The following is a 25841-nucleotide window of genomic DNA, read 5'->3' on the forward strand; positions in this document are numbered from 1 at the left end:
AGGATGCTCTTTTGGTATTTATTTTTTATTTATTTGTAAGTGATTACATGGAGAACATTGAAATGGAATTTTATCTAAGCAATTAAAGTTCGTTTCGCAAATTTGTTCTATCGTTGGAACAAATGGGATGACTACCATGTTACTTTCTATTATTTGTGTAACAGGTGGCAATACTGTACCTACTTGATGTTCAAAGCGAATACTCGCTTGGTTAATATAATTTCCTGAACCACTTGGTGCGCTCTGAACTACTACTTGAAACGAAACTGTCCGCGCTTCACCCGGATTTAAATTTCCTATAAGAAACCCTGATACTGGACTTACATTTCGTAATGGAACACTATCGACTATTACGCTTCCAGGGATAAATCGAACACTACTATCTAACATGTCTTGAAAACGAATATTTTGCATGACAGTATCACCTGTATTTGTAATGACTGTCGTAAACGTAATGACATCTCCAATTGTTGCTGTTTGAAGATTTGCCGTTTTTACGACTGTCGTTGAGACATTTTGAGGGATAAACGGGATAACAACTGTATTACTATCACCTTCAACTACTACAGGCGGCTCATTCGGATTTACAGTTGCGAGCCCAGTCGCTGTAGCAGTATTTGTAACTAAATTATTTATTTGTCCTCCCATTATTACAACTTGGAAATTAATAATTGCCGCATCATTTGGCTGAAAATCACCTAACGGAATACCCGTATTCGGATTGGCAAATGGAAGAGGTACATCATTTACCGTTACCGTGCCATTTATAAATAACGTATTTGGATCAATGATATCTGTTAAAACAATATTCGTCACAGGAACTGTACTATCATTTATGACGGCAATGCCGTAAGTGACAACATCTCCTACCATTGCTACTTCAAAGTTTGCTCCTTTTGCAACAAATAAGATTGCAGTATTTACCGTTACAATAACTGTATTACTCGTGTCCATCACTGTAACTGGCGGTTCACCTGGTACTAAAATATATTCTGCTGATGCCCCAGCAACGTTCACTACTGTACCACCATCTGGAAAACTCGTAATCGTAGCTTCATATGTTACAATCGCCGTCTCACCGACTGGAATGTCCAAAATCGTAAATCCAACCTGCGGATTTACTCCCGGACGCGCTACTCCATTTACCGTTACACTATTTGGTACAAAAACAGCTTCCGGAGATAGCACATCAATAAATTGAACATTCATTGCGTCAGCCGTACCAGTATTTAATATACGAACACGATACGTTACCGTTTCTCCTACTCCAACAATTGAATGATCTACTTCTTTCAGCATATCTAAACTACCTCTATTTACTGGTGTGACTGTCGTATTACTCGAATTGGTAATTGTAAACGGTGGTTCTCCTGGAATCAATTCGAAATTACCAGTTACTCTCGCTGTATTCATAATGCTACTAGAAGGCGGAATTGAAATTACATTTACTTCAAATGTGATTAATACGCTATCCCCTACTGCAAGATCCGGTAATGAAAAGCCTACAAAAGGATCTAAACCTACTTGCGGAATCCCATTTATTTGTACACTTCCAGGAACAAATTCTAAACTAGGTGATGGAACATCGATAAACTGAACATTCGTCGCTGTTACCGTTCCCGTATTTGTAACTTGCACACTATACGTTAACGTATCTCCTAAACGTGTCGCTTCTTTATTTACAGATTTTATAATGCTGAAACGTCCTCTATTTATTCTTGTTATAGTCGTATTACTCGGATCTGTCACTATAACCGGTGGTTCTCCTGGCACTAAAGTAAAACTTCCTGTTATATTTGCAACGTTCGTAATTGTTCCTGATGACGGGATGGTTGTAACTGTCGCTTGAAACGTCACTATAACCGTTTCACCAACTGGTATATCTCCAACTCCAAAGCCAGTAATCGGATTTAAGTTTGGTTGCGAAACTCCATTTACCGTTACACTATTTGGTACAAATGACGCTCCTGCTGAAATCGTATCAACAAACTGAACATCGTTAGCTATTACTGTTCCTGTATTCGTTATTTGAACCGTATACGTTAATACATCTCCAACGAGAGTAGCCGCTCTATTTACTTGTTTAATAACATTAAATTGTCCTCTATTGACAGTTGTGAGTGTTGTATTGCTCGGTTGGTTTACTATAACTGGTGGTTCTCCTGGTACTAATACAAAGCTACCTGTTACATTTGCCGTATTGACAATTGTTCCGTTTGATGGAACACTAACAACTGTTACTTGGAATGTTACTTCTACACTTTCACCTGGATTTATATCTGGAAGCGGGAATCCATTATTCGGATTGAATCCAGGTTGTAACACACCGTCTATCGTTACACTGTTCGGCACGAATGCTATAGAGGAAGGTAATACATCACTATATTGAACATTCGTTGCTGTCACTGTCCCTGTATTTTGAACTACTGTTGTATAGGTGATTGTATCCCCTACTGCAACAATCGGCTGACTCACTGATTTTAATACATTCAAACCAGATTCATTTATTTCTGTTAATGTCGTGTTACTTGTCGTAGTTTCAGTAATAGGTGGTTCTGTTTCACTTACAGCAAATGTCGCGGTAACGTCTACAAAGTTAACAACTGTACCACCTTCTGGTATGCTCGTTACCGTCTCCTGATATGTGACAAGTACAAAATCATCTACAGGTATATCTGGAACTGTAAAACCAATGAAAGGATCTAATCCTGGTGCCGGTACCCCGTTTATGCTCACACTTCCTGGTACAAATGCTACACCCGCGGAAGTAGTATCTATAAATTGAACATTCGTCGCTGCCACTGTTCCAAAATTAAAAATCAATACATCATACGTTAAAATTTCTCCTACAGTCGCTACTTCTTTATCTACTAGTTTTAACGGAAAAATAAACGCTATATTAATTGTCGTAACGACTAAATTCGTTAATATCGTTTCCGTAATCGGTGGTTCCTGCGGATTCGGTTGTGAAGTAAATGTAACGTCAGCATCGTTTAATATGACTTCATTATCTGGAATCTCTGTAATTGTCACTTGGAATGTTACCGTAATACTTCCACCAGCAATTAATAATGGAGTAACAGTAAATCCTATTTCTGGATTTAAACCAAATTGCTGAACCCCACCTATCGTTACACTATTTTCGACAAATGTCGTTCCTTCCGGAATGACATCTTGGAAGAGTACATCTGTAACAGGTATAATTCCTACGTTCGTAATTAGCACGCTATACGTTAATACATCTCCAACAGCCCCAGTTGCAACGTCAACTGCTTTTGTTGCTGTTACTTCACCAGGAGGAGGTAACGGTATTGTAACTACTGTCGTATTACTTGAATTTGTCGTTGTTACAGGTGGTTGTAAAGGATTTAATAAGAAAGTGGCTGTAACAGATGCCGTATTTAATACTGCTCCGCGTGGGGATGGCGTAACTACTGTAACTTGGAACGTTACTGTCACTGATGCCCCAGCTGCAATATTAGGAAGCGGGAAACCAATATTCGGATCTAAACCAAGCTGTGAAATTCCATTTATCGTCACACTGTTTGCGACAAATGCTGTTTCTGGAGCAATTGGATCGATGAAAGAAACATTCGTCGCTGGTACTGTGCCGTTATTTCGAATGACAACAGAATACGTATAAGTTTCTCCAAATGCCGCTTGTTGTACAGATGAAGATTTTTGTATATTTAACTGTGCTGTGTTTACTTGTGTCACGACAAAATTGCTATTCGTAACAGTCGTTATTGGAGGGTTTGCTGGATTTATAAGAAAACTTGCAGTAACGTTCGATTGGTTTCTAATATTTCCACCGCTCGGAACACTCGTCACTGTAACTTGAAACGTAATCGTAGCCGTTTGTCCGACCGGAATATTTGGTACTGGGAAACCTGCCATAGGATCCGCGCCTTGCTGAACAACTCCGTTTATCGTCACACTATTTGCTACAAACGCAGTTCCAACAGGAATCGGATCTTGAAAAATAATATTCGTTGCAGGAACAGTTCCTGTATTTTGAATAAGAATCGTATACGTTAACGTATCTCCTACACCTGCTTGCGGTGTGTTTACACTCTTTATTACATTAATTGATCCTACATTCACTCGCGTCACAACAATATTACTAATCGTTACAATTGTAATCGGTGGCTGGAGAGGACTTACTTGAAAATCAGCAGTTACATTTGCATTATTCGGAAGAACCCTATTTGGTGGTACACTCGTGATCGTCACTTGAAAAGCAACTGTTACCATCCCTCCTACTGGAATATTAGCAAGTGGAAATCCAGTTGTTGGGTTTAAACCTGGCTGAGGCGTTCCATTTATTGTTACACTATTTGCTACAAACGTTGTTCCAGATGGAATTGGATCAAGGAATGATACATTTGTCGCTGCTACCGTTCCACTATTTTGTATACGAACTGTATACGTTAACGTATCTCCTACACCTACTTCAGTAGCGCTTACACTCTTCATTACATTTAACCCTGAAGAATTCACGACTGTCATAACAGTATTACTTGGTACTGTTACAGTAATCGGTGGCTCTGTTGGATTTACAAGGAAATCTCCAGTTACATTCGCATTATTTACGACATTATTTCCTTGGGGAATTTCATCAATTAATACTTCAAACGTAACAATAACACTGGCGCCAGTAGGCAAATCATTTAATGGGAATCCAAGTTCTGGATCTGCCCCTTCTTGTAAAACACCATTCACAACTACACTATTTTCAATAAATAATGTCCCTTGCGGAATTGAATCTTGGAAAAATACATTTGTAGCTGGTACACTACCTGCATTTATAACTTCGATTGTATATACTAAAATATCTCCTACTGTTGCAACATTCGTATTCACTGCTTTCACAACTTCAAAGTTCCCTGATTGTACTGTCGTATTCACAACGTTACTCGGAACATTGATTGTTACTGGTGGTTCATTCGGATTCACTTGAAAGCTTGCTGTTACATTTGCTTGATTTAAAATATCTTCATTTTCTGGATCCTGTACAATTAATACGTCAAATGTGACTACAACTGTTTGAGCCGCAGGAATATTAGGAAGAGAAAATCCTGTATTCGGATTCAATCCACTTTGCGGTACTCCATTAATTGTTACAGAATTTGCAACGAAAGAAACAGCGGAAGAAATAGTGTCTTGGAAAAATACATTTGTTAACGGAACGTTCCCTGTATTTTGGACGGCAATCGTGTACGTTAAATTGTCTCCTACTGCTGCTTGCGTTGTATTCACTTCTTTTATTACATTTAAACCACCTGTATTAACTTGTGTCACTACAGTATTCGTTTGTCTATTAATCGTTACTGGCGGCTGATTTGGTTTCACGACGAAATTAGCCGATACATTTCCGCGATTCGCAATCGTACCTCCTGATGGTGTAGATGTCACTCGTACTTGAAAAGTCACTGTCCTACTTCCGCCGGGAGATATATTTGCTATCGCAAACCCAGTCGCTGGATTTGCCCCAGGTTGCGAAACCCCATCTACAGTCACACTATTTGCAATAAAAGTCGTTCCAATTGGGATTGGATCTTGAAAAACAACATTCGTCGCAAGTACATTTCCTGTATTCTCAATTGTAACGGTGTACGTAAGAACGTCATTCACTGTCGCAAAAGCTCTATCCACTGTTTTTCTCGTTCTTAGATCAGCTATATTAATAGTAGTAAATACAGTATTACTCGTCGCTTGACCTGAAATTGGTTGTTGACCTGGCACTGGGGTAAAGGTAAATGTTACACTCGCACGGTTCGGAATTGGATTGACAAGAGGGTTCGATGTCACTCGAACTTGAAAGCGCACTACAGTCGTTTGCGAAGTATTAATACTTCCGAGATCAATACTAGTTGATGGATTCGCTCCTGGACGTGCTACTCCGTTTACCGTAACGCTGTTTGCGACAAATGTTGTTCCTGCAGGGATACTATCAACAAAAATAACATTGTTTGCAGCAACATTCCCATTATTCGTCACATTAACTGTGTACGTTAATACATCATTAAGAGTTGCCGTCTGTAGATCTACAGATTTTTGCATACTTATAGTTGCTTGATTCACTGTCGTTTGTACTGTGTTTGAAGAAGACGTACTTGTAATAGGGGCACTACCGACAAAAGGACGGAATTGATATGACACCATTGCACGATTTGGAATAGGATTTGGGTTCGGGAACGATGTTATTCGAACTTGAAATGTAACAATTCTTTGCGTGTTATTTGGGATTGTACCTAAATTAATTCCATTCGCGGGATTCGCACTCGGTTGTGTTACTCCACCTACCGTTACACTACCTGCTACAAATGTCGTTCCGTTCGGAATACTATCTTGTAATACAACGTTTTCTGCACTTCCTGTTCCTGTATTCGGGACCGTAATCGTATAGGTGAGAGTATCCCCTACCCCTGCAACGCTTCTATTAACCGATTTAACAGGATTAATGATTGGACCTGTCGCATCAATTTGAACACCGAAACCAGCTGCAGCATATCCATCTCCATTTGTGACAAAGCGAACAGTTGCTGATGTTTGATTGTTTACTAAAGATGAGGAGGCATCTACATTCGTAATATCCCACCCCTGTCTTCGGACGGCCAAAGCTACCCCTAACGGCTGATTCAAATCTCCAAATGTACCGCTTGTATCTAAATTTCCACTGTCATTACAAATTTGTGACTGAAAGAAATTATTTGCAGGGTTTCTCGGACCGAATAAAGCAACTGTATTATTTGCATTCGGACCAAAGCGAAGTTGATCTCCAGAAATGTTAGAATCACCTTCTTGGGCAGTTACAAGTACCCTTCCTGTAACAGCTCCTGTTGCCGGAGTTGCAAATCCTGAAATAGTAGCATCAACTGGCGGGGATGAAGCATCGATAATTTCTTGACCTGCATATACTGACAAATTCCGAAGTGGTAAACTTGCATTTTGATACACAACCTCAAGCGTCCAGCCAGCTGAACGACTGATTGTTGGATCAGCTGAAGTTCTTGCAGCTGGCACGGCACCTGTTGTATATGTGCCTGCCCCACCTGCACTTACAAGATTCGTTACATTAGCAGAGCGAGCATAATAAAACTGGTTTCCTACTGAACCTTGCTGCGCTGTAGCAGGATCGGGCGTAACTGAAAAAGTTCCTGCTGGTGTTGTAAATGTAATATTATCATTTAAAAATGGTAAAACATCTTCCGTATCAGTCCGAAAAGTACCAGCCCAAACCAACTCTGCATACAAAATACTACTCCCTGCCGGAAGGTTTAAAATTGCACTTGAAGAATTCAATTGCCAGTCATCTGTTGTCCCTGCTGGGAATCCTGGTACTTGCAGCGCTGTATTTACTGTCGTAAATACAGCAAGTGTACCAAAAATATTACCTGGCGCAGGCGATGTAGGACTAAGTCCCAACGTATTCCCAGTGAACGTGACGGCACCAGTTACTGTCGTTGTAAAGCGATTTAAAAAAGGCACGTAATCATCTCATTTCATTTATAGTAAAAAGTGCTCTATACTATAAAATGTAGACAAACTATACAATGTACGTTGTCCAACAAAATTCCGCACATACGAGAGGAGTTTATAAAACTATGCGCTACGTTATCATAACAGGAACTTCACAAGGTTTAGGGGAGGCAATTGCCGCGCAATTATTAGAAGAAAGCACAACCATCATCTCTATTTCTAGAAGAGAAAATAAAGAGCTTACTAAACTTGCAGAGCAATATAACAGCAATTGTATTTTCCATTCCTTAGATCTTCAAGATGTACATCATTTAGAAACTAACTTTAACGAAATCATTTCATCCATTAAAGAAGACAATGTATCTTCTATTCATTTAATTAATAATGCGGGTACAGTTGCACCTATGAAGCCGATTGAAAAAGCAGAAAGCGAACAATTCATTACGAACGTTCACATTAATTTACTTGCCCCTATGATTCTTACATCTATGTTCATGAAACATACGAAAGACTGGAAAGTAGATAAACGCGTTGTAAACATTTCATCTGGTGCAGGAAAAAAACCTTACTTTGGCTGGGGCGCTTATTGTACTACGAAAGCTGGTGTAAATATGTTTACACAATGCGTAGCGACTGAAGAAGAGGAAAAAGAATATCCAGTAAAAATCGTCGCTTTTGCACCTGGTGTTGTGGATACAAATATGCAAGCACAAATTCGTGAAACAAATAAAGAAGACTTCACAAATTTAGACCGATTCATCACACTAAAAGAAGAAGGAAAGCTATTATCACCTGAATATGTGGCAAAAGCTATTCGTAACTTACTAGAAACTGAGAACTTCCCGCAAGGCGAGGTTATTAGAATTGATGAATAATAAAAAGGTGTGCTAAAATAGCACACCTTTTTATTCTACTTCTCTAAAAATATGAGCACAGACTCCGCAATTTGTTCATAACCAATTTCTTGATAAATTTTATTAGATGTCGGATTGGCTAAATCAGTATATAGTGTAGTCGTCTTGTACCCTTCGTCTAACATACGTTGACTGAGTGCCGCTACACAATTAGATGCGTACCCTTTTTTTCGTGCTTCTTTCGGGGTATAAACGAAATTTACTGTTATATTATTTGTAGTTGGTCTCGTTTTTGCAGCTACAGAAACGAGTTTCCCATCTACTTCTAGACCAAATAGACGATTATTAGTGATTAATGTATGTGCGGTTTGTTCCGCTTCTTCTTTCGTAGTTGGGAGCTTCACATCTTCACAAAATTGATATATCCATTTTTCTATTAATGGCAACTCATCATTAGTTATTTCTCGAAAAATTCCATCCTCGTTCCACTTCTTCTTAATTTGTTGTAATGCATATACACCTTGTTTCATTACAACATTCGTTTTCTTATTTTCTAACACCGCAATCTCTTCAGCTAATTTCTGTACAATTTCCTTATTACCGATCAATCCAGGAATGTCCGGATATACTTTCGATAACTCTTTTGCAAGTTTCACTATATCTACTTCCGAATTTTCAGAAGTTGCAACAATCATTTGTATCTTCTCTTCTGTTTGAAGAAATACAACTGTAATTTCTTCTCCTCGTTTCGCTACCCCCATAAACGTCGGTTCTTGAGCTATTTGTAATATACCTAACATTAAATTATTTTCCTGCTCATTCTTTTCTAAAAATGGTGTAACATCTTCTTTAAAATGAAGAATCTCTTTATATACGTGTAATTGAATCATCGACAATCTCTTCTCTCCATTTATATTTTAATTAAGTATTGGCGATTAATTCATTAAATCCTTCTTTTACGATTCGATAATATTTGAAACTAATATGTTCAAATTATATTCAGCTCGTAATATTCTCCGTTTTTCCGTTTCAAATCGCTCTTCTTCATTTTGAAATGACTCTTTACGCTTTTGAATCATTCGTTCCATCTCTTTTTTACTCGGTCCTCCGTATACATTTCTTTTTTGAATAAAAGCTTCTGGCGATATAATTTCTTTCCACTCTTTTTCTAATAAATGTATTTTAAATTTTTCTTGTAAGTATATATTTACATCTTTGAAATGTAATTCATGAAGCTCCTTTTTCTGCACCAATGACATATTAGCAATCGTACTTGCTGCATGATGAGCATGCCGAAATGGAATTTTATAGTTTTTTGTTAAAACATCTGCAAAATCAGTTATCGTTATTGCATGTTTATAGGAACGACTTTTTAACGTTTCTTCTTCTACTTTCATCGTTCGAATGACTGCATTCATAATAGAAAATACGCGAATCGTCTTTTCGATTCCTTTATATAAATACGGCTGTAAGTCATCTTCCGTATCGACAATATCCCCAAATGGTGTATTATGAATCATTTGAAATACTGTAAATGCTTCTCCTAAAGCGCTACTCGTAATAGCACGAGCATGCTCAATTGAAACTGGATTTCGTTTTTGTGGCATAATACTACTAATTTGCACATATGGCTTCGCAACAGTAATACCATCATATTCTTTCGTCGCTAATAATAAGAAGTCATGAATCCATCTACTCGTATTTGTCATCATTATCATAAGTAACGAGCTAACATCTAATAAATAATCCGCTCCAGCGACAGCATCATATGAGTTCTCAATTACATTTGTAAACCCAAGTAAATGAGAAACTCGTTCTCGTTTAATCGGAAAACTTGTTGTTGAAAGTGCAGCTGCCCCCATCGGAGACTGATTTAAAATTTGGTACGTTTTTTTCATTCGTTCTAAGTCTCTTTGCATCGTATCATAAATTGCTAACATATAATGACCAAACGTTGTTGGTTGTGCTGGTTGTGTATGTGTATAAGCTGGCATAATTGTTCCCTTATGATCATCAGCAAGTTGCAATATACTTTCTTGCAATAATAAATGGTGTTCCATTAATCGTAATACATATCGTCTTAAGCTCATACGATACATCGTTACTCCCATATCATTTCTACTTCGACCGATATGCATATTACTTACAAAATCACACTTTGCTTCCTGAGAAATTAAATGTTCAACTAAAAAAAAGAGATCTTCATGTTGTTTTGTATATCGCAATTGATCTTTGGGCATTCCTTCTACCTTTTTTAGTGCTTTTAATATAACTGTAGCTTCTTCTTTTTTTATTAAACTTTCTTCAGTCAGCATCATAATATGTGCTTTATGCACTTGAAACATATCTTTTAATAAGTAGTTATGCTGAAAATTAAATACATGTTGTAATACACAATCCACATATGTTTTCCCAGGGAAATCAGCGCCTTCATTCTTTATAAATTCTTCTTTACTCTGTTTCATCACCTTTTCCCCTTTCACCTAAGTATTACTACCCATCATACCCAGAGATAGTAAAAAAGTGCTTATACATAAAGTGAAACTTTAATTAGCCCTTACCAATCGGCCTTTTACAGGCAGTTGTACTCCCACCTAACTCTCTCGCATTCGCCCAATTTTGAGATGGGAGTCTTACTGTCCACAAATAGCGGGACAAAAATAAACTCGGTGCTTTATGCACCGAGTTTATTTAATAAAAGTCGCATCATACTTATCACTTTGCAACACTTGGAAATGTAAATTTGCTAAATGTTTACGTATTTCTGCACTGTCATCTTCATTTAAATTATTCGCTAAAAATACAATTTCTGTACAGTTCCCGCGCTTATCCATAGCATAAACCGCTTTTGTAACCGTCCATGGCGTATACCCATTCTTTTGTCCTGCGTGTCTGAATGTTTTACGATATTTCTTGGCACTCATATCTGTTTCAACGATACTTGCCCACACTTTTTCTTCAGCTTCTGTCAGGCCACCTTTATGGTTTGCCTTTTGCAGCAATACCATATAATCGTTTGCGGACGCAGCTGGTAATCTATCTGACCAAATTTTATCATAACGTTCCTCTAAATAAAGAGGAATTTCTTTCTGTAATAATGACCCCTTCTTTTTTAAGCGCTCATGAATAATCATCGCATATTCACGATATTGCTCTTGAGTCATTTCTTTTAATTTTTTCTCTATTTTATATTTTGGAACATGTAATTCTTTATGCAAATATCCCGGGATATATAAAGATGAAACAATCGGAAATAGTGGTTGATGTGCAGGGAGCGATAAACTTTGTAAATTTCGATTAATGTTATCTAATCCTAACACTTCCATTAAATATTCCGCATTAGCATTCGAACTAAACTTAACCATTCCTTTTGCCACGTCTTCTAAAGTAACGGCTCCTTCAGTTATCTTGCCTGTCTTCTCCAAATACTTTTGCCATCTATCTTGTGCACCACCATCTGTATTCGGTACATAATATCGATTGACATCATTAATTGAAACGAAACTAGCCGGGTCAATTTTCCCTTCTGTAACTTGTTTCGTATATTCAAGCGCCACAATTAATTTCATCGTACTAGCAACTGGTAATACAACATTTGGATTTACAGAATAAACAACTTTATCATTTCTCTTTACTAGAAGCGCACTATTTTTTTCATCTTTATGTTCTTCAATAAAAGATGCAATATACTGTGCATCATCGTTATTTGAACTCCACACTTTTTTCACTAAAAAGTTACCCGATATTACCAAAACGAAAATACCCACAATCATTGCGCATACTATAGTTTTTTTCAAGTAAAATTCCTCTCCTATTGTGTAACTCTTCTCTCTTTATCTAAAAAAAACAAAATAATGGAGATGGTTATTTAAGTAACCATCTCCATTATTTTAACTTGTATTCTCCTATTATGTCTACGTCATAATTTTCACGAAATCTTCGAGAAATTTTTTATAATGTAACGACCAACCAATTCGAACCCAATTTTTTAAGGCTTTTGAGTCAGGTTGTGGACGGAAATCAGCAATACTTTCGCCCTTTGCAATTCCAACAGTATCTACATCGACACGGCGGTACACATAATCTAAAAGGGACGGATTCGCCGCGACCATCATTGTGACAACGTCATGTACTGGACTTCCTGTTATTTTCGGGTTCAACTTTTTATAGGCTTTATAATAATACGTAAAAATCGGTTCAATTAATGTATTAAAACTCGTTTTAGAGTGTTTCGTAATATATTTTACCATCTCTGGCGTTATAATTGCCTCGGATGTAACATTAAGCGGCACTAATGTTACATTCTTCGCATTTTGCATAACTAACTGTGACGCAATCGGATCGCCATGAAAATTCGCCTCCGCCACTGGTGTAACATTGCCAGGCATTAAAAAAGCACCGCCCATTATATAATATTCTTTTACATATTTCATCATCGGCTTTTCTAAAATAAACGCTGTCGCTAATGTCGTTGACCTACCGGCATCAACTATTATTAATTCTCCTTTATACTTTTCAAGAATATCAAAAAATGCACAAAAAGATTTTATATTTGGTGAAAAAGCTTTCGGAGGCTTAATTGGTCCTAAACCGTCTGCTCCATGAATTTCTGGATAATACGTTGTAACATCTCCAGATAAAGGAATTTTCGCACCATTAATAACAGGTATATCTTCCCGTCCTGCCATTTGCAATAAATACGCAGCATTACTTGTTGCCTTTTCTTGCGTTACATTTCCATATCCGGTTACAACACCAACAATATCAATATCAGGATGCATAATTCCATACATGATGGCTAAAGAGTCATCAATGCCCGGGTCTCCCAAAAATAACACTTTTTTCATCGACCTCAACTCCATCCCCTCAGTTGTTATTAATTTATGAATAGCCCTACATATACAGAATAAAAAAGATGAATTTTATAAAAAAACGCAGTCCTATACGGACTACGTTCTTCATCTAGCCTATGCTGTTTTTTTCACAGCAATCATACTTCCCACTATGTAAGCGATAAACGCAAAGCAAATTGGGAAGACAACTGTATGTATACCGAACGGATTTGGGTAGAAAAGATGAATACACATATATGAGCCTACCCCAACTAAAATGGAAGCAAGCGCTCCAGTTGCATTCCCTTTTCTCCAATATAACCCTAAGACGATCGGCCAAATGAATGCTGCTTCTAATCCACCGAAAGAAAATAAATTTAACCATATTAAAAAATCTGGTGGTTTAATCGCCGCTGCATAAACGAGCAGTCCTACAATACCCGTAATCCACAAACTTCCTTTTTTTATCGTACTGTCTGCTGCATCTTTATTTATGTAATTTACATATATATCTTTAATAATCGATGAACTTACAAGTAACAATAGCGAATTTACTGTAGACATAATCGCTGCCATTGGTGCCGCTAAAAAAACGCCAGCTAGCCAAGGCGGCAACACTTCCATCGCGAGTAGCGGCATGACTTTATCTGGTACCGTTATACCAGGAAGTACTACTCGTGCAAATACACCCGTTAAATGCATCCCGATCATAATTGTACCAACGACAACCGTTCCAATGATTAGAGCTTGATGCATAGCTTTTGAATTTTTATAAGACATAGCACGTACACTAATTTGTGGTAAACCGACAACGCCAATTCCAATTAAAATCCAAAACGATGTAACATATGATTTCGTTAAACTACCATCTGCTCCGAATGGTGTAATTAAATTCGGATTGATTTGAACAAGTTCCTGCATAATCTTTTCAATTCCACCACCAGCAATAACAGTAGCAACTAAAATGATTGTCGTTCCAACTAACATAATGATACCTAATAACGTATCTGATAACGCAACTGCGCGGAACCCACCAATTAATACGTACACAAGTACAGAAAAAGTAAATAAAAATAGTGCAGTTGTATAAGATAGACCTGTTAGCGACTCAATTAATCGTCCACCGCCGACCCACTGGGCTACTGTTGCTGAAAATAAAAAGATAATAATACATAACGCCGAAAGTATAACAACCGCTTTATTATTGTATCTTCCTTTTAAATAATCGATAAGCGTAATTGCTTCCATCTTCCTAGCAATAATTGCAAACTTTTTACCGATAACCGTTAAAACGATATACCCTGTTACAACTTGAATCGCAGATAATAATACCCATCCAAGTCCCATATTGTAAGCAATACCAGGGCCACCAATGAAACTACTTGCACTACCGTACGTAGCAATCATTGTCATCGCTAATAATAAACCGCCAAGCTCACGTCCACCAAGAAAATATTCTTGCAAAAATTTATTATGAGCTGTTGCTTGTACGCGTCTTGAAGCATATATACCAATTAAAAATACAACGATAAACGAAATTATCATTGGAATGATTACATACCAATTCATCTATTATTCCTCACTTTTTTCTTCCTCATCGAGTGAAATATCTTGAAATACAAAACGAACAACTAAACTAAGCAAAATAACCATTACGACAAATCCAACAATACAACTATAAAAAAACCATGCTGGAAAACCGAATACATATGTATATTCACTTGGATTTTTACTACCAAGCCCATAAGCAAATCCGTACCATATTATAAAATTGATAATAGCAAGTCCAAGACCAATTAACGCTTCTCTATGGGCAATTCGAAAGCGTGGATCATCATGATAACTCTTCATTTTCTCCCTCCTCTCACGATGTATTATTGTACCATTGTTCTTCTAGTTTTTCCTACTAGAAAGCAAAAACAAGCAGGATTTTTTATAATTATATAGAAGACTCTCTTACATTACATATTTTTTACAATTGTAACACAAATGAAATTTGAATTTTCAGTAATTGTTAATTATGATTTTAATTAGAGGCTTTCCATCTAGTTCCTACATCCTTGATTTCGGAATAAACGCCGTCTCGTACTGCGTTTACATTATATTTTCAAGGGGGTTATACAATGAGTCAACTAGCTGTAAATCTTCATGAAAAGGTAGAAAAGTTTCTTCAAGGCACGAAAAAGTTATATGTGAATGGATCTTTCGTTGAAAGCGCTTCCGGTAAAACGTTTAAAACGCCTAACCCTGCAACTGGCGAAACACTTGCCATCGTTTCTGAAGCTGGTCGCGAAGATATTCATAAAGCTGTAGTCGCAGCTCGCATGGCTTTTGACGAAGGTCCTTGGTCTCGCATGAGCACTGCTGAACGAAGCCGCCTTATGTACAAGCTTGCCGATTTAATGGAAGAACATAAAGAAGAGCTTGCACAGCTCGAAACGTTAGATAATGGAAAGCCAATCCGTGAAACAATGGCAGCAGACATACCACTTGCAATTGAGCATATGCGCTATTATGCTGGCTGGGCGACGAAAATCGTTGGTCAAACAATTCCTGTTTCCGGTGATTACTTTAACTATACACGCCATGAAGCTGTTGGTGTCGTTGGTCAAATTATCCCTTGGAACTTCCCGCTTCTTATGGCAATGTGGAAAATGGGAGCGGCGCTTGCTACAGGATGTACAATCGTTTTAAAACCTGCAGAACAAACTCCACTATCCGCTCTATACTTAGCTGAATTAATTGAAGAAGCTGGATTCCCGAAAGGTGTTATTAATATCGTTCCTGGATTCGGTGAATCAGCTGGACAAGCTCTCGTTAATCATCCACTCGTTGATAAAATTGCATTTACTGGTTCTACTCCAGTTGGCAAACAAATTATGAGACAAGCATCCGAATCATTAAAACGTGTTACTTTAGAACTTGGTGGTAAATCACCAAATATTATTTTACCAGACGCCGACTTATCTCGCGCTATTCCTGGTGCACTTTCTGGTGTTATGTTTAACCAAGGACAAGTATGCTCTGCTGGATCACGCTTATTTATTCCGAAGAAAATGTATGATAATGTCATGGCTGATCTCGTCCTTTATTCTAAAAAATTAAATCAAGGTGCTGGTCTAAGTCCAGAAACTACAATCGGTCCTCTCGTTTCCGAAGAACAACAAAAACGTGTAATGGGCTTCATTGAAAAAGGGATTGAAGAAGGCGCTGAAGTACTTTGCGGAGGAAGTAATCCATTTGATCAAGGCTACTTCGTTTCTCCTACAGTATTCGCCGACGTCAATGATGAGATGACAATCGCAAAAGAAGAAATTTTTGGCCCAGTTATTTCTGCAATACCGTTTAACGATATTGATGAAGTAATTGAACGTGCGAATAAATCACAATTTGGCTTGGCAGCTGGTGTATGGACAGAAAATGTTAAGACAGCACACTATGTTGCAAGTAAAGTACGCGCAGGTACAGTATGGGTAAACTGTTATAACGTCTTTGATGCAGCATCTCCATTTGGAGGATTTAAACAATCTGGTCTTGGCCGTGAAATGGGATCTTACGCATTAAATAACTATACAGAAGTGAAGAGCGTTTGGTTAAACTTAAATTAAATCGAAAGAACCTGATCCACTCGGTCAGGTTCTTTTCATTATGTATTCCTTTAAACTTGCAGCCCTCCGCTCACATTTAATACTTCTCCTGTAATATAGGATGCGTATTCTGACGCTAAAAAGGCCGCCGCGTTCGCAATATCTTCTGGCGTTCCAATTCTGCCAACCGGAATCGCTCCAACCATTTTTTCTTTTACTTTATCCGGTATTGTTTTTGTCATATCCGTATCCATAAATCCTGGACAAATTGCATTACAAGTAATACCGAAGCTTCCAACTTCTTTCGCTGCTGTTTTCGTTAAACCGACAACGCCAGCTTTCGTTGCCGCATAATTTGCTTGTCCAATATTCCCTTCTCTACTTATTGAAGAAATATTAATAATGCGCCCATATTGTTGTTGTCTCATATAAAGAAGAGCTGGCTGCATACAATAAAAAACGCCAGTTAAGTTTACTTGTAATACTTGTTCCCAAGCTGATTTCTCCATCTTATGTAACATTGCATCTTTTGTAATTCCAGCGTTATTTACTAAAATATGCAGTGTCCCAAATTTTTGAACTGCATACTCAATTAATGATTTCGCTTCATTTTGATTACTTACATCACATCGATATAAGCTTACTTCATATCCTTCGTCCGATAATTCACGTGTCGTTTTTTGTAGTTTTTCTTCATTTACATCACTAATTAAAACTTTAGCCCCAAGCCTAGCAAAAACTCGTGCAATTTCTTTTCCAATTCCTTGGGCGCCACCTGTTACAACAGCTGTTTTCCCATTTAAAAATTCCATCCCTATCCCCCATTTCTATTACTTATACTGTATATTTCGGCTTTTTGCTTTCCAAATCCTCTTTGTATAAAAAAGTCTATTTGTGTCAAACTAACTTTGCAACGTCGCATAAAGTGAAACTTTAATCAGTGGGAAGTTTGTTCATCCCCCACTGATTATCAGCCCTCACCAATCGGGCAGTTAATCTCCCACCTAGCTTCTTTGTTCCATCTGAATTTTGAGGTGGGAGTTTTACTACCCGTTATGCGGGATAAAGTGCAAGGAGATTGTGTCGAATGAACAAAAAAAATTTCAAACAAAGCAAAGCCACTGATGGTATTGATGTTGAGTTCTCTCGTGAACTCGCTGACCACAATGACTTAGAAGCAAACGCACGTGCAAATGCCGCTGATGCACGTCAAAAACGCCAGTCAACAGAAAAATAAGGGTAAATCATAACCTTATTCTTTTCAACAGGGACCTACTACCCAACAAAATAAACCGAGAAACATCTCTCGGTTTATTTTTTGTATTTCTTTGCATAATGCGCCAAAGTAAGTAACGGATATATATGAGCGTAGCTATGGTAATGAATATAAAACCCACCTGGTAAAGCTGTTCCAGTAGGATATTTCTCATTTACATAAGGATTCGCAAGCAAATATGAAATACCTTTTCGAATAGCTGGTGTTTCTTTATCATAGTAAGAAATAAGAGCATCTAAAGCCCATGCTGTTTGCGATGGTGTACTAAATGGTAAAGTAGCAAATCTTTTTTCCACACTACTTTGACAAGATTCTCCCCAGCCACCATCTTCATGCTGTATATGTTCAAGCCATAAAGTTGCTCGTTTTAAAGAAGGGTGAGCAGAAGTAATTCCTAACGCCCGTAAGCCAGTCATCACTGCCCATGTACCATATATATAACAAATGCCCCATTTTCCATACCACGATCCATTTTCCTCCTGTTCATTCATTAACCAGTTGATTGCACTTTGTTTTTGTTTCTCGGGCAATTCATTTTGCGTATATGTCCCGAAAAACTCTAACACTCTGCCTGTAATATCTGGTGTAGAAGGATCTGTAATCATATCGCTTGCGTTTTCGATTGGTAAATTCGCTAATAACTTGCTTGTCACGCCTTTTTCAAATGCTCCCCAACCACCATCATTATTTTGTAATCCTTTAATCCAATTCGTCCCTTTCTTCCAAGCATCATCCACATTTCCGTTCCCTCTACTTTGTGCCAATGCTCTTAACACAGCTGTTGTATCATCAACATCAGGAACTGTCGTATTCACATCAGAAAAACCCCAACCGCCCGGAATAAGCACGGGCGCATGCACACTCCAATCAGCTTTTTTCTTATGTTGTTTTTTTAATAAATATGCTGACGCATTTTGAATCATTTTATTTTCTTTCGAAACACGAGCCTCTTGCAACGCATAACTAAGTAATGCTGTATCCCATACAGTTGACGGGGAATTTTGTAAATGGTTCCCTCTTTCCATCTTCCATATATAAGATGTTATCCCCGTTATAGCCTTTTGAATCATTGGCGATTGAATAGAATGACCTAGCGCAAGTAAAGCATAAATCATATAAAACGAAGCACTTGCGTAACTATATAACGTTCCATTCTCATCGATACGCTCTTTCATAAAACGTTCTACTTCCTCATTTCCTTTATGATGTAAGGAAAGCGGATAAGATATAATTTGTTTCACATTACCTAATAATGTTTGAAACATTGGAGATTGGTCCTCCCGAAACCATTCTCCGCCCCCGCCCGCAATATGATTTAAATTAGGCAGTAACTTTTTCCCTACACGAAACCTTTTATTTAAACACAACATCATCGGAATTAAATGGATACGTGCCGAACTACTTAATTCAAATATACTGAGGGGGGAATCATTTTGCAGAAACATAATCGGTGTTGGCAAATGAAAGAGCGAAGGATATTCATACTCTCCATGAATTGCTAATAAAAACTTCGTCATAAAATGAGCACGCGCCACTCCCCCACGTTCTGTAATAAACATTTCCGCTCGCTTCATATTCGCATCTTCTTTTGTATACTTTTTCGAAGCAAGTAGGGCAGCATAAGATTGAATGGTAGCAGATAAATTGCCCCCCATTTCATCATCATACAATTTCCATGTCCCTTCATTCGTTTGGAGTGAAGCTAATCTTTTTACAAACGGTTCTACCTCTTTATCTCTACCTAATAATTTTAATAAAAATATCATATGGCAATCAGTTAATGGTGCTCCTTCAAAACAGAATCTCCACGTACCATCTTGCCTTTGCATCGTTTGAAGTGCAGTTGTCCTTCTCGCTATTTCTTCATGCACTTTTTCATATAATAACAAGGCATTCACCTACCCTTTCGAAATCCGTATAACGATATTCAAAAAAGCAACCGAATATGTGTAAAAACAAAAAAAGCAGAACACATATTATGTTCTGCTCATAAGCAATATCCCACTCCGACAATAACCCCTAATAAAGCACCGACTACTACTTCATACGGTGTATGTCCGACAAGCTCATTTAACTTCTTATATTCTGTTTGTTTACCATGAAAAAATTCATTCAATATTTTCGCCTGTTTACTTACCGCAAGCCTTACTCCTGAAGCGTCATACATAACAATGATTGCAAAGATTGTAGCCACTGCAAATATGGTACTTTCCACACCTTCCACAACTCCAACACCTGTCGCAAGCGCTGTAACAGTTGAAGCATGAGAACTTGGCATCCCACCTGAAGCAAAAAATTTTGCAAAATCAAATTCACCCGTTTTAACTAATTTAAAGACTACTTTTGTTAACTGTGCTATAAACCACGAAATTACAGCAGCCATCAGCGGATCATTATGTAAAATTGTTTCCATGTTCTCAGCTCCCTACTAGCTATAATGGAAATTCTATATAGTATCAGTATAAAGAAAAATGCGTAGAAAATACTACGCATTATGATACTTTTGCTGATTTATTTTTTATAAATTTCGGTTGTTTCTGCACTAAAAACTTCGTCTTCGCTATTGAAAATACAAATAAAGCAACCCATATACAGAAAAATGCCATCATATGAGTAGATGTAAAATGTTCACCAAATACAAATACACCTAAAATTAAACTAATCGTTGGCGCAATATATTGTAAAAAGCCTACCATATAAAGCGGAATAAGTTGTGCTCCTTTTGCAAAATAAAATAGTGGTAGCGCTGTAACAATACCTGCTCCTATTAAAAGTAACGTCGATAGCATTGAAATAGCTCCAAATGAACCGAAACCATGTACCCCTGTCATAACGAGATAAATGAGCGCAAACGGCGTCACTAACATCGTTTCCATCGTAAGCCCAATCGTCGCATCATAGTTTAACAATTTTTTCGTTAATCCGTATAATCCAAATGAAAAGGCAAGTGATAAAGAAACCCACGGGATAGCCCCGAAACGTACTGTTAAAATGATAACCCCTACCCCAGCCAAACCAACTGCAACATATTGCCAAAAGTTTAACTTTTCCTTTAAAACGACTGTACCAAGTAAAATACTAATAAGCGGATTAATATAATAGCCAAGACTTGCTTCAATGACATGATTATGATTAACGGCCCATATGTAGACAAACCAGTTTCCGCTAATTAAAATTGAAGCAATTGTTAATGACATTAATAATTTAGGTCGTTTAAAAAGATTCACAAATTCCCCAATAAACTGGCGAAACCTCTTCGTAACAGCTAATACGATTAACATAAAAACGAACGCCCAAACAATGCGATGTGCTAATATTTCATCTGCTGGAACTTCCTCAACCCATTTCCAATAAATCGGTAGGATTCCCCACATCGTATAAGCACCAGCCGCATATATAATCCCTTTTTTTTGCTGTGCTGATTGACTCCCCATCTTCCTTTTTCTCCTCTTCTCATTTTTTCTCCATTATACGGTTTCATATGCTCACTTTACCAATAATCAATCTGTAATTCTTTCGACATTTCTCATATAGCGAAAAATAAACATACCGTTATTACAACAAGTAACGGTATGCCGAAAACAAATTTCTTTTTATGCGTTTTATGGTGAAACATATACATACCGATCCAAGCTCCAACAGCTCCTCCAGCTGCCGCTGATAAAAACAACGTGCTTTCTGGCGTTCTCCACTGTTTCTTCTTTGCTTTTCGTTTATCAAGCCCCATAAGGCTAAAAGCTATAACATTAATAATAATAAAATAAATCCATTTCATCGCTTTCTCTCCCTATGAAAAATTCGCTTAATGGTAACATGAAAAAACGATAGAAACAACTGAAGAACACTTTTTAGCAAACTAGTTTCATTCCTTTATTTTAATTGATTATCTTTACATTTATATAATCAATATAAAGCGCGATTACAGCTATTAAAAAGAAAGATGTTATGAACAGTATTTTATATTTCACTTCCTTCACCCACCACAACCACATCATCAAAAAAACTTCTCTCAATCTCTTTCTCATCAAAATGAAGAACAACAATTAACCCTACATATAAAGAAACAAAATTCAAAAACCATTCCCCATTATCATCTTGCTTAGCTAAACATTTAAATATCTCTTGAAATTGCATACGTTCATCAGAAGCAACGATCGGACGCACACCAAAATATTTCAACACAAGATTTAACTTAAGATTTATAGATAAAGACAAACTATATTTTAAGAACTCTGTATAATTTGCAACATTTTTTTCGCTATACAGTTTCACAAGCATTTGATGTAAAGTAGGAATCGATAATTCTACGTCAGTCACTTTTGTTGTTTCTATCGTTTCAATCATCTTTTTCATATCCATCACATTCACCCCTTCTGAAAAAACTTTAAAGCCAGAAAGTATCTAATTCATAATGTGCAATAATTGTGCATTTCTCTTCTCTCGTTCTTCTTCACTGACTAAGTCATACTTTTTTAATAAATGAAAGATGTCGTTTAATATTTCCTGCGAATGTTTATTTTGCAAAAATCCATTCACATCTTTGAAAAGAATTTCAGATAAAAAATCCTTTTGACTTTCAAGCTTATTCATTACATCTTCAATAGAATGATCAATATTACATGCCATATTAAACTTCCTCCTCTATCCTCTATAAATAATATCTTCTGCTAATGCAGTAAATACTTCTCCAACGAGAGAGTCTTCATCATATACAGATGAATCGTTATTTTCTTCACGTTTTGCAAAAGGTATTTGTGCAATTACTTCTGTTTGCAATTGTTCTGCTAACATTTCGCCGCCCCCTTTTCCGAAGAGATAATTTTTCGATCCATCTTGCTCTTCGTAATAAGCCATATTTTCCACAATTCCTACAATCTCGTGTTTTGTATATTTTGCCATTACGCCTACTCTAGAAGCTACAAATGAAGCTACATTGTGCGGCGTTGTAACGATAATTTCTTTCGCCTGTGGGATCATCGCTGCAACATCAATGGCAACATCTCCTGTACCAGGTGGTAAATCGAGAAGTAAATAATCTAAATCTCCCCAGTGTGTATTCGCAAGGAAGTTTTGAATCCATTTATTTAACATCGGTCCACGCCACATGACTGGATTATTTCCTTCTGTAAAAAATCCCATTGACATAATTTTAACACCGTGACTAACGACTGGAATTGCTGTTTGATCAATCATTGTTGGTTTTTGATTCGTTTCCATCATAGCCGAAATGCTAAAACCATATATGTCTGCATCTAAAATCCCAACCTTTTTACCCATTCTAGCTAAGGCAGTAGCAAGATTAATTGTCACCGTTGATTTTCCGACTCCGCCTTTCCCACTCGTTACAGTAATAAAATGTACACCTGAATCATGACGGAGCATGCTTGGCATACCTGTTTCTGTTCTACTATTTTTCTTTAATTTTTCTGTTAGCATAGCTCTTTCTTCTTGTGTCATCGAACCAAATGTTACATCCACTTTAGATGCACCAATTGCGTGAAGGGACTCTTCCACATCTTGTTGAATTTTCGCCTTTAATGGACAACCTTGAATGGTTAACACTACTTCAAGCTTAACCTCTGTTCCATGTATTTGTACATTTCTAACCATATTTAATTCTACAACACTTTTGTGTAACTCTGGATCCTCTACATGTTGTAATGCGTTCATTATTTGTTCTTGAGTAAGCATAGAACTCATCCCTTCTCTTATTCTAATTTATATATAGCATCTTCTTATTACTTCAACTGATGAAAGTTTCCATCTATTTTTTAATGTCTTTAATAGTCCTCGTTGCGAGAAAGCATTATTATCCCCCACTTACAGGCGGGATTAATGCGACGATATCTCCAGCTTTTATCATCTCTTCATTCGTTACAAACTCTTCATTAATTGCAACCATTACTGTATCCAAAGATTGCAAATGATAACTATCTTTCAACCATTCATTTAATTGTCCAACAGTCATTTCTTTTTTTTCTGAAATTATTAATTGATCCGATCCGACTTCCTCACGCAAATTTGCAAACAGTAAAATTGTAATCATTTTCTCATTATTCCTTCTTCGGTTTTCCTTCTGTATATGATGTATTTTCAAGTTGATCTCCAATCCACATCGTTCCATCTTCCCAAAATTCTTTTTTCCAAATTGGAACGATGCGTTTTATGCGTTCAATCGCGTACTCATTCGCTTCATAAGCTACTTTACGATGCGGTGATGAAACTGCAATAACTACCGCAATATCCATTATTTCCAGCCGCCCTACACGGTGCGTAATGGCTACTTGTGCGTCCGGCCATTTCCCGTTAATTTCCTCACCAATTCTTGTAAGTTGTTTTACTGCCATCGGTTTATATGCTTCATACTTTAAATGTAGCGTTCGTTTTCCTTTTGTTAATTCTCTCACCGTACCAATAAATGTTGTAATCGCACCCGCTTCTCTTCTTGCGACTTTATTCGTTACTTCTTCCACTAAAATTGGTTTTTCTACAATCTCAAATAGTGATTGCCCCATTAGAAACACCTCTCTTATAAAATGTCCAAGGCCATTCACTACCTTCGTTATCTTCTAATAAAAGAACATCGACAAACATTTCTTTTTTATATCCTCTTGTCCCGCCTGGCAATACGATAAAAGCGTTCGATTCTGCTAATGAAGAAACCGAGCTAGACTTATCAAATCCTGATGGATATGCAATTAATTGCCCTTCATTACATGTCAGTTTTGCTCGTACAAATCTTGTAAATGGATTTGGTTTCAGAAAATCTTTTCCTAATAATGCTTTTTCTCTTTTCAAATGCGCTTTTTCACTAAACATATACGCACGAATACATGGTCTTACAAACAACTCAAATCCTACATAACATGCTGATGGATTTCCTGATAAACCAAATAATAGCTTGCCATTTAATTGTGCTACAGTCGTCACACTTCCTGGTCGCATTGCAACCTTATTGAAAAGAACGGATGCACCTAACCTTTCATATATAGCTGGTAAATAATCGTAATCTCCTACTGATACACCGCCCGTTGTAATGAGCATATCTACTTGACTTAACGCATCTTTCACAGCTGTAAAACACGTATCAAAATCATCACTAAACTTCCCAAAGTATTTTACTCTTCCGCCCACTCTTCGAATTTGAGACAGTATCATGTACGTATTACTATTTCGAATTTTCCCTGGCTCTAGCGACTCATTTACATCAAGTAATTCACTACCAGTCGCTAATAGTCCAATTACTGGCTTTTTCGCAACTGGCACTTCACTATAACCGAATGTAGCAAGAAGAGCTGAAATACCTGGATTAATGTACGATCCTTTCTTTGCAAGAACCGTTCCTTTACGAGCATCTTCACCTTGAAAAGAAATATTATCACCCGTTTTGAATGAGCGTTTCACTTCCATATAATCGTTCCCATTATCCTCATATTGACGAGTCAGTTCTAACATAACAACCGCATCACAACCATTTGGAATTTGTGCTCCTGTCATAATTCGAACTGCTTGAAACGAACCTACTTTCTCATCGAATAGTGATCCTGCGCCAATTTCACCAACTACTTCAAATACAATTGGCGTTTCATAACTTGCTAAATTCGTATCTTCTGCTCTAATAGCAAACCCATCATACGGTGAACGATTGAATGAAGGTACGTCATAATCAGCTACTAAATCCTCCGCTAATATACGTCCGTAAGCTAATTCAATAGGTAGTAGCTCTTTTAAGCCATTGTTAGCAAATCCCATCACTTTTCGAATAGCTTCTGCAACCGTAATTGGCACTCTTCTTTCCATTATTGACAAC

At 37.3% G+C, this 25841-nt stretch carries 21 protein-coding genes; 3 read left to right on the forward strand and 18 right to left on the reverse strand.

The window, feature by feature from the left end; all coding sequences use genetic code 11:
* Positions 1–18 precede the first annotated feature (18 nt).
* Positions 19–7491: a DUF7507 domain-containing protein gene (locus JDS98_RS19355; RefSeq protein ID WP_199634218.1), complete on the reverse strand. Its 7473-nt coding sequence runs from the start codon at positions 7489–7491 to the stop codon at positions 19–21.
* Positions 7492–7607: 116 nt separating this feature from the next.
* On the opposite strand from JDS98_RS19355, the gene JDS98_RS19360 reads away from it, so the two are divergent.
* The gene (locus tag JDS98_RS19360; RefSeq protein ID WP_001271041.1) at positions 7608–8357 is read left to right on the forward strand and encodes a (S)-benzoin forming benzil reductase; all 750 of its coding nucleotides are present in this window, start codon (positions 7608–7610) and stop codon (positions 8355–8357) included.
* 35 nt (positions 8358–8392) lie between these two features.
* Here the strand turns inward: JDS98_RS19360 and JDS98_RS19365 are convergent, their stop codons facing one another.
* The 6 genes from JDS98_RS19365 to JDS98_RS19390 all read right to left on the reverse strand — a co-directional run bounded on the left by JDS98_RS19365 (position 8393) and on the right by JDS98_RS19390 (position 15019).
* A complete protein-coding gene (locus JDS98_RS19365) occupies positions 8393–9232 on the reverse strand; it encodes a GNAT family N-acetyltransferase (protein WP_106080631.1) in 840 nt (279 codons plus the stop codon).
* 60 nt (positions 9233–9292) lie between these two features.
* A complete protein-coding gene (argH, locus tag JDS98_RS19370) occupies positions 9293–10801 on the reverse strand; it encodes an argininosuccinate lyase (protein WP_098911805.1) in 1509 nt (502 codons plus the stop codon).
* 222 nt (positions 10802–11023) lie between these two features.
* Entirely contained in the window at positions 11024–12133 is a 1110-nt protein-coding gene (locus tag JDS98_RS19375) for a serine hydrolase (protein WP_098053819.1), read from the reverse strand.
* Positions 12134–12250: 117 nt separating this feature from the next.
* Positions 12251–13183: a nucleoside hydrolase gene (locus tag JDS98_RS19380; RefSeq protein ID WP_097953644.1), complete on the reverse strand. Its 933-nt coding sequence runs from the start codon at positions 13181–13183 to the stop codon at positions 12251–12253.
* A gap of 120 nt (positions 13184–13303) precedes the next feature.
* On the reverse strand, positions 13304–14737 hold the full coding sequence (gene panF, locus JDS98_RS19385) for a sodium/pantothenate symporter (RefSeq protein ID WP_001104810.1): 1434 nt from the start codon (positions 14735–14737) through the stop codon (positions 13304–13306).
* A 3-nt stretch (positions 14738–14740) separates the two neighbouring features.
* Positions 14741–15019, reverse strand: coding sequence for a YhdT family protein (locus tag JDS98_RS19390; protein WP_098911804.1), 279 nt, complete (start codon positions 15017–15019; stop codon positions 14741–14743).
* A gap of 272 nt (positions 15020–15291) precedes the next feature.
* Here JDS98_RS19390 and dhaS point away from each other — a divergent pair, with 272 nt between their 5' ends.
* Positions 15292–16776 carry an aldehyde dehydrogenase DhaS gene (gene dhaS / locus JDS98_RS19395; RefSeq protein ID WP_000080298.1) on the forward strand — a complete coding sequence of 495 codons (1485 nt, stop codon included), beginning with the start codon at positions 15292–15294 and terminating at the stop codon, positions 16774–16776.
* A gap of 50 nt (positions 16777–16826) precedes the next feature.
* Here dhaS and fabG read toward each other — a convergent pair whose 3' ends face one another.
* The gene (gene fabG / locus JDS98_RS19400; RefSeq protein ID WP_000395047.1) at positions 16827–17567 is read right to left on the reverse strand and encodes a 3-oxoacyl-ACP reductase FabG; all 741 of its coding nucleotides are present in this window, start codon (positions 17565–17567) and stop codon (positions 16827–16829) included.
* Positions 17568–17842: 275 nt separating this feature from the next.
* Here fabG and JDS98_RS19405 point away from each other — a divergent pair, with 275 nt between their 5' ends.
* Positions 17843–17992, forward strand: a complete 150-nt coding sequence (locus tag JDS98_RS19405) for a YfhD family protein (RefSeq protein ID WP_001035815.1) — start codon at positions 17843–17845, stop codon at positions 17990–17992.
* 74 nt (positions 17993–18066) lie between these two features.
* Here the strand turns inward: JDS98_RS19405 and JDS98_RS19410 are convergent, their stop codons facing one another.
* From JDS98_RS19410 to JDS98_RS19455, 10 genes are all read right to left on the reverse strand, one after another.
* A complete protein-coding gene (locus JDS98_RS19410; protein WP_097958386.1) occupies positions 18067–19920 on the reverse strand; it encodes a terpene cyclase/mutase family protein in 1854 nt (617 codons plus the stop codon).
* A gap of 98 nt (positions 19921–20018) precedes the next feature.
* Positions 20019–20444, reverse strand: a complete 426-nt coding sequence (locus JDS98_RS19415) for a divergent PAP2 family protein (protein WP_000447811.1) — start codon at positions 20442–20444, stop codon at positions 20019–20021.
* Between the two features lie 79 nt (positions 20445–20523).
* A complete protein-coding gene (gene rarD, locus JDS98_RS19420; RefSeq protein WP_000535545.1) occupies positions 20524–21465 on the reverse strand; it encodes an EamA family transporter RarD in 942 nt (313 codons plus the stop codon).
* A gap of 92 nt (positions 21466–21557) precedes the next feature.
* Entirely contained in the window at positions 21558–21806 is a 249-nt protein-coding gene (locus JDS98_RS19425; protein WP_000871326.1) for a DUF1294 domain-containing protein, read from the reverse strand.
* Positions 21807–21988: 182 nt separating this feature from the next.
* Positions 21989–22390 (reverse strand): hypothetical protein, encoded by a 402-nt coding sequence (locus tag JDS98_RS19430; protein ID WP_098911802.1) that lies wholly within the window; start codon positions 22388–22390, stop codon positions 21989–21991.
* Between the two features lie 42 nt (positions 22391–22432).
* Positions 22433–22657: a group-specific protein gene (locus JDS98_RS19435; protein WP_097958388.1), complete on the reverse strand. Its 225-nt coding sequence runs from the start codon at positions 22655–22657 to the stop codon at positions 22433–22435.
* A 15-nt stretch (positions 22658–22672) separates the two neighbouring features.
* Positions 22673–23722, reverse strand: coding sequence for a P-loop NTPase (locus JDS98_RS19440; RefSeq protein WP_097958389.1), 1050 nt, complete (start codon positions 23720–23722; stop codon positions 22673–22675).
* 118 nt (positions 23723–23840) lie between these two features.
* Positions 23841–24077 carry a molybdopterin converting factor subunit 1 gene (moaD, locus tag JDS98_RS19445; RefSeq protein WP_000628491.1) on the reverse strand — a complete coding sequence of 79 codons (237 nt, stop codon included), beginning with the start codon at positions 24075–24077 and terminating at the stop codon, positions 23841–23843.
* 7 nt (positions 24078–24084) lie between these two features.
* Complete coding sequence (locus JDS98_RS19450; RefSeq protein WP_097958391.1) at positions 24085–24546, reverse strand: molybdenum cofactor biosynthesis protein MoaE; 462 nt, start codon at positions 24544–24546, stop codon at positions 24085–24087.
* Positions 24527–25831, reverse strand: coding sequence for a molybdopterin molybdotransferase MoeA (locus JDS98_RS19455; protein WP_098711100.1), 1305 nt, complete (start codon positions 25829–25831; stop codon positions 24527–24529). The genes JDS98_RS19450 and JDS98_RS19455 overlap by 20 nt, the downstream gene beginning before the upstream one ends.
* Positions 25832–25841: the final 10 nt, after the last annotated feature.

This window comes from Bacillus cereus group sp. N11, assembly GCF_016483605.1.
Lineage (GTDB): Bacteria > Bacillota > Bacilli > Bacillales > Bacillaceae_G > Bacillus_A > Bacillus_A toyonensis.

Bases quoted from the DNA above. Each gene is read 5' to 3' on its own strand.
- JDS98_RS19360 (WP_001271041.1), top strand. From the start codon at position 7,608: ATGCGCTACGTTATCATAACAGGAACTTCACAAGGTTTAGGGGAGGCA.
- argH (WP_098911805.1), bottom strand. From the start codon at position 10,801: ATGAAACAGAGTAAAGAAGAATTTATAAAGAATGAAGGCGCTGATTTC.
- JDS98_RS19380 (WP_097953644.1), bottom strand. From the start codon at position 13,183: ATGAAAAAAGTGTTATTTTTGGGAGACCCGGGCATTGATGACTCTTTA.
- panF (WP_001104810.1), bottom strand. From the start codon at position 14,737: ATGAATTGGTATGTAATCATTCCAATGATAATTTCGTTTATCGTTGTA.
- JDS98_RS19390 (WP_098911804.1), bottom strand. From the start codon at position 15,019: ATGAAGAGTTATCATGATGATCCACGCTTTCGAATTGCCCATAGAGAA.
- dhaS (WP_000080298.1), top strand. From the start codon at position 15,292: ATGAGTCAACTAGCTGTAAATCTTCATGAAAAGGTAGAAAAGTTTCTT.
- fabG (WP_000395047.1), bottom strand. From the start codon at position 17,567: ATGGAATTTTTAAATGGGAAAACAGCTGTTGTAACAGGTGGCGCCCAA.
- JDS98_RS19405 (WP_001035815.1), top strand. From the start codon at position 17,843: ATGAACAAAAAAAATTTCAAACAAAGCAAAGCCACTGATGGTATTGAT.
- JDS98_RS19415 (WP_000447811.1), bottom strand. From the start codon at position 20,444: ATGGAAACAATTTTACATAATGATCCGCTGATGGCTGCTGTAATTTCG.
- rarD (WP_000535545.1), bottom strand. From the start codon at position 21,465: ATGGGGAGTCAATCAGCACAGCAAAAAAAAGGGATTATATATGCGGCT.
- JDS98_RS19425 (WP_000871326.1), bottom strand. From the start codon at position 21,806: ATGAAATGGATTTATTTTATTATTATTAATGTTATAGCTTTTAGCCTT.
- JDS98_RS19430 (WP_098911802.1), bottom strand. From the start codon at position 22,390: ATGGATATGAAAAAGATGATTGAAACGATAGAAACAACAAAAGTGACT.
- JDS98_RS19435 (WP_097958388.1), bottom strand. From the start codon at position 22,657: ATGGCATGTAATATTGATCATTCTATTGAAGATGTAATGAATAAGCTT.
- JDS98_RS19440 (WP_097958389.1), bottom strand. From the start codon at position 23,722: ATGCTTACTCAAGAACAAATAATGAACGCATTACAACATGTAGAGGAT.
- moaD (WP_000628491.1), bottom strand. From the start codon at position 24,077: ATGATTACAATTTTACTGTTTGCAAATTTGCGTGAGGAAGTCGGATCG.
- JDS98_RS19450 (WP_097958391.1), bottom strand. From the start codon at position 24,546: ATGGGGCAATCACTATTTGAGATTGTAGAAAAACCAATTTTAGTGGAA.
- JDS98_RS19455 (WP_098711100.1), bottom strand. From the start codon at position 25,831: ATGGAAAGAAGAGTGCCAATTACGGTTGCAGAAGCTATTCGAAAAGTG.